General features: G+C 69.6%; 7 protein-coding genes and 1 tRNA gene. 2 read left to right on the plus strand and 6 right to left on the minus strand.

Going from position 1 to position 4,142, the window contains the following annotated elements; translation table 11 throughout:
• From RIN75_RS43855 to RIN75_RS43865, 3 genes are all read right to left on the minus strand, one after another.
• Positions 1-442, minus strand: a 442-nt coding sequence (locus RIN75_RS43855; RefSeq protein WP_309118032.1) for a transcription termination/antitermination NusG family protein, incomplete at its 3' end; no start/stop codon positions are given.
• A gap of 64 nt (positions 443-506) precedes the next feature.
• Entirely contained in the window at positions 507-920 is a 414-nt protein-coding gene (gene secE, locus RIN75_RS43860; protein WP_309118033.1) for a preprotein translocase subunit SecE, read from the minus strand.
• A gap of 31 nt (positions 921-951) precedes the next feature.
• Positions 952-1,024: transfer RNA gene (locus RIN75_RS43865), tRNA-Trp, on the minus strand.
• A 187-nt stretch (positions 1,025-1,211) separates the two neighbouring features.
• On the opposite strand from RIN75_RS43865, the gene RIN75_RS43870 reads away from it, so the two are divergent.
• The gene (locus tag RIN75_RS43870; protein ID WP_309118034.1) at positions 1,212-2,456 is read left to right on the plus strand and encodes a pyridoxal phosphate-dependent aminotransferase; all 1,245 of its coding nucleotides are present in this window, start codon (positions 1,212-1,214) and stop codon (positions 2,454-2,456) included.
• Positions 2,457-2,632: 176 nt separating this feature from the next.
• Entirely contained in the window at positions 2,633-3,037 is a 405-nt protein-coding gene (locus tag RIN75_RS43875) for an MmpS family transport accessory protein (RefSeq protein WP_309118035.1), read from the plus strand.
• Positions 3,038-3,056: 19 nt separating this feature from the next.
• Here RIN75_RS43875 and RIN75_RS43880 read toward each other — a convergent pair whose 3' ends face one another.
• The 3 genes from RIN75_RS43880 to rpmG all read right to left on the minus strand — a co-directional run.
• A complete protein-coding gene (locus tag RIN75_RS43880) occupies positions 3,057-3,476 on the minus strand; it encodes a MaoC family dehydratase (protein WP_309118036.1) in 420 nt (139 codons plus the stop codon).
• Positions 3,473-3,922 (minus strand): MaoC family dehydratase N-terminal domain-containing protein, encoded by a 450-nt coding sequence (locus RIN75_RS43885; protein WP_309118037.1) that lies wholly within the window; start codon positions 3,920-3,922, stop codon positions 3,473-3,475. Before RIN75_RS43885 ends, RIN75_RS43880 begins: the two co-directional genes overlap by 4 nt.
• A gap of 71 nt (positions 3,923-3,993) precedes the next feature.
• Positions 3,994-4,142: 50S ribosomal protein L33 (gene rpmG / locus RIN75_RS43890; RefSeq protein ID WP_375296107.1), on the minus strand; the 149-nt coding region annotated here is incomplete at its 5' end.

Consider the following 4,142-nt stretch of genomic DNA (forward strand, 5'->3'; position numbering starts at 1 on the left):
TGAGCTCCATCCGGACCAGGATGTAGCCGGGCAGCACCTTGCGCTGCACCTGCTTGCGCTGGCCGTTCTTGATCTCGGTGACTTCCTCGGTCGGCACCTCGACCTGGAAGATGTAGTCCTCCATGTCGAGCGTCTGGATGCGCGTCTCGAGGTTCGTCTTGACCTTGTTCTCGTACCCGGCGTACGAGTGCACGACGTACCAGTCGCCGGGCGCGTTGCGCAGGGCCTCGCGCATCTCGGCGGCCGGGTCGGCGGGCTCGGCGTCGATGTCGGCGACCGGCGCCGCCTCCGACTCGTCGGCGGGCTCGGCGGCGTCGTCAGCGGACTCCGCGGTGTCCTCCGTCGCCTCGTCCTGCTCGACGTCCTCGACATCACCGTCGAAGTCCTGCTCGTCGGTCAGGTCGGTCAGCTCCTGGGCGTCAACGCCGTTCTCGGAGGTCACTGTGGGTCTCGCTTCCTTTCATCCACGTGTTCGCCACCGCCACCCCGGGCGGGGAGGCGTCGGCTCAGCCGAACACCTTGAACACGCCCCAGGCGAAGGCCGAGTCAAGGCCGAACACCAACGCCACCATGAAGGCCACGAAGACCAACACGACCGAGGTGTAGGTGATCATCTGCTTGCGGGTCGGCCAGATGACCTTCCGCAGCTCGCTGACCACCTCACGGATGTAGCGGACGATCCGGGCGAAGAAGCCCGGCCGCTTCTCCTGGTCGCCCCGAGCGCGCGTGGGACGGCCCTTGCGGTCCGCGGCGTCCGCGTCGGACTCGGCCGACTTCTTCGCCTCGGACGGCTTGGCGGCGGCGTCCTTGCGGCCCGCCGGGCGCGCGGAGCCGCGGCGCTCGCGGCGCGCTGCGGCGGTGACCGGCCGGGCCGCGCTCTCGCGCTCGTCCGGCTGGTCCTGCTCGCGGCCCTCGCTCATGCCGTCCTCCGCTCACCATCGCGCTTCGACGCAGGGGCGACAGGACTTGAACCTGCAACCTGCGGTTTTGGAGACCGCTGCTCTGCCAGTTGAGCTACACCCCTTCGGGGCCCCTGTGCGGAGACCCGCTGGCTGAGGACGTCTTGCACCCTCCTCACGTGGCCCGTGAGGCAGCGGCTGGACGTTCCCGGTGTCGAAGCATACGGCACATCGGGCCCTTCCTCCCAACCGGCCCGGTCAGAGGGGGTGCCGGGCAGCAACTCGGTTGTGCGGTCTGCCACGATTGGGGCCATGGCCTCACCTGAGACGACCTCCGCGCCCGGCTCCTCCGACTTCCCCCGGATCTCGAAGCGGATCGGCGGCATCGCCGAGTCCGCCACCCTCGCGGTGGATGCGAAGGCGAAGGCGCTGAAGGCGGCGGGCCGACCGGTGATCGGCTTCGGCGCGGGCGAGCCCGACTTCCCGACCCCGGCGGCCATCGTCGCGGCCGCGGCGGCAGCGTGCGCCGACCCGAAGAACCACCGCTACACCCCCGCCGCCGGCCTGCCGGAGCTGCGGGAAGCCGTAGCCGCGAAGACCAAGCGGGACTCCGGCTACGAGGTGACCGCGGCCCAGGTGCTGATCACCAACGGCGGCAAGCAGGCCGTCTACCAGGCGTTCGCCACCGTCGTGGACCCGGGCGACGAGGTCCTGCTGCCCGCGCCGTACTGGACCACCTACCCCGAGGCGATCACCCTGGCCGGCGGCGTCCCGGTGCAGGTCACGGCCGACGAGACCACCGACTACCTGGTGACCGTCGAGCAGCTGGAGGCGGCGCGGACCCCGAAGACCAAGGTCCTGCTGCTGTGCTCGCCGTCCAACCCGACCGGCTCGGTGTACAGCCGCGAGCAGATCACCGCGATCGGCGAGTGGGCGCTGGAGCACGGCCTGTGGGTGATCAGCGACGAGATCTACGAGCACCTGCGCTACGACGGCGCCGAGACGGTGTCGCTGCCGGTCGCGGTGCCCGCGATGGCCGACCGGACGATCGTGCTCAACGGTGTCGCGAAGACGTACGCGATGACCGGCTGGCGGGTGGGCTGGCTGATCGGCCCGACCGACGTGGTGAAGGCCGCCGCGAACCTCCAGTCGCACCTGACCTCGAACGTGGCGAACGTCTCGCAGCGGGCGGCGCTGGAGGCGGTCTCCGGCCCGCTGGACGCGGTGGACGAGATGAAGGCCGCGTTCGACCGGCGGCGGCGGACGATCGTGGACATGCTGTCCGCGATCCCCGGCGTGGAGTGCCCGACCCCGAAGGGCGCGTTCTACGTGTACCCGTCGGTGAAGGCGCTGATCGGCAAGACGCTGCGGGGCGTGGAGATCACCGACACGGTCCAGCTCGCGGCGTTGATCCTGGAGCACGCCGAGGTCGCGGTGGTGCCGGGCGAGGCCTTCGGGACCCCGGGTTACCTGCGGCTTTCGTACGCGCTGGGCGACGACGACCTGAAGACCGGTGTCACGCGCATGGCCGAGCTGCTGGGCGAGATCGAGCTGTAGAACACACGCGGGACTCACAGGGGGCACCCACTGCGGGTGCCCCCTTTGTGTTGAAGATCACCATTCACGGCTGCCGGCCGGCTCGTGCCACCCCACCGGGTGAATGGAGTAACCGACAGTAGAAAGTGGGCGATGATCCGTTCAGAGCAACCGATCTTCGCCCGAGGAGACCAACGATGACGGAGCCGGACCTACCGGAGTCCGACAAACCCGCCCGGAAGTGGGTCGTGATCGCCGGCTCGGCCGCGCTGCTGCTGGGCGCGCTGGTCCTGGCGTTCTGGGTGGCGAGACCGGAGCCGCGGTCCGTTGTCGTGTACGAGGTGTCCGGCGAGGCCGCGCGGGCGACCGTCGTCTATTCGACGTTCGCGGAGGACGGGGAAGCGGTTCGGGAAGTCGAACTGACGTCTTTCCCGTGGCACGCCGAATTGACCGTCGTCGGTGAGGTGCGTGACGGCGTGCTCACGGTGACCATCGGGCCGGAGGGCGGTTCCGTTGGGTGCAAGGTGAGCGTGGACGGCGTGGAACGGCGTGCCGCCACTGCAAGCGGCGCTTTCACCAGCGCCTTTTGCAGTGGCTTTTAGGCACGCCTTCGCGAAATGGTCAGGGGAGGCGGACGCGGGCCGACGCGCCGCCCAGGACGGATTTGCCGTCGTGCTGGGCGGTGATGTTGACCTTGAAGGTGCCGTCGTCGAGGAGTTTGGTCACCTTGGCGGTGACCTCCACCAGGGCGCCCTCCCCGTCGTCCGGAACGGGCACGGGACGGCCGAAGCGGACGCCGTACTCGAGGATCGCGCCGGGGTCGCCGGTCCAGTCCGTGACGACCCGGATCGCCATGCCCATGGTGAGCATGCCGTGGGCGATGACGCCGGGGAGGCCGACCTCCGTGGCGAAGCGCTCGTTCCAGTGGATCGGGTTGAAGTCGCCCGACGCGCCGGCGTACTTCACCAGGTCGGCCCGGGTGATGCGGAGGGTCAGCGGTGGCAGCTCGTCGCCCACCTTGACGTCTGCGGCCTTGATCACGCGTCCTCCCCTCGGACCACCAGCGTGCAGCGGCCGGTGCAGACGTGCTCGCCCTCGTCGGTGCCGACCTCGGCGCGGATGGCGAGCATGTCGTTGCCCATCCGGGAGGTGATGCCGTCGACGTGCAGTTCCACCACCAAGCGGTCGCCGGCGGTGATCGGGCGGGTGTGGGTGAAGGTCTGGTCGCCGTGGACGACGCGGCTGTAGTCCAGGCCCAGGTCCGGGTCCTCGACCAGGACGTCGTTGGCCTTCAGCGACACGATGATGGCGAACGTGGGCGGGGCGATGACGTCCTTGTACCCCGCCGCGCGGGCCGCCTCCGGGTCGCGGTGCACCGGGCTGGTCGCGCCGACCGCGTCGGCGAACTCGCGGATCTTCTCGCGTCCCACCTCGTAGGGCGGTGTCGGTGGGTAGACGCGTCCGATGAACGACTGGTCGAGAGGCACCGGAGCAGGTTACGCGACGAGGCCCGCCCCCTCGGTGAAGGGACGGGCCTCGTGGCAGTCGAGCTACGGCCTCAGCGGGTTTCCTTGTGCGGCCGGTGGGTCTTGCAGTTCGGGCAGAACTTCTTGATCTCCAGGCGGTCCGGGTCGTTGCGCCGGTTCTTCCTGGTGATGTAGTTCCGGTGCTTGCACTCCTCGCACGCGAGGGTGATCTTCGGGCGTA

Source organism: Saccharothrix sp. (assembly GCF_031180885.1).
In the GTDB taxonomy this organism is placed as follows: Bacteria; Actinomycetota; Actinomycetes; order Mycobacteriales; family Pseudonocardiaceae; genus Actinosynnema.

Excerpts from the sequence above, each read along its gene's own strand:
- secE (WP_309118033.1), bottom strand. The coding sequence starts at position 920 with ATGAGCGAGGGCCGCGAGCAGGACCAGCCGGACGAGCGCGAGAGCGCG.
- RIN75_RS43870 (WP_309118034.1), top strand. The coding sequence starts at position 1,212 with ATGGCCTCACCTGAGACGACCTCCGCGCCCGGCTCCTCCGACTTCCCC.
- RIN75_RS43875 (WP_309118035.1), top strand. The coding sequence starts at position 2,633 with ATGACGGAGCCGGACCTACCGGAGTCCGACAAACCCGCCCGGAAGTGG.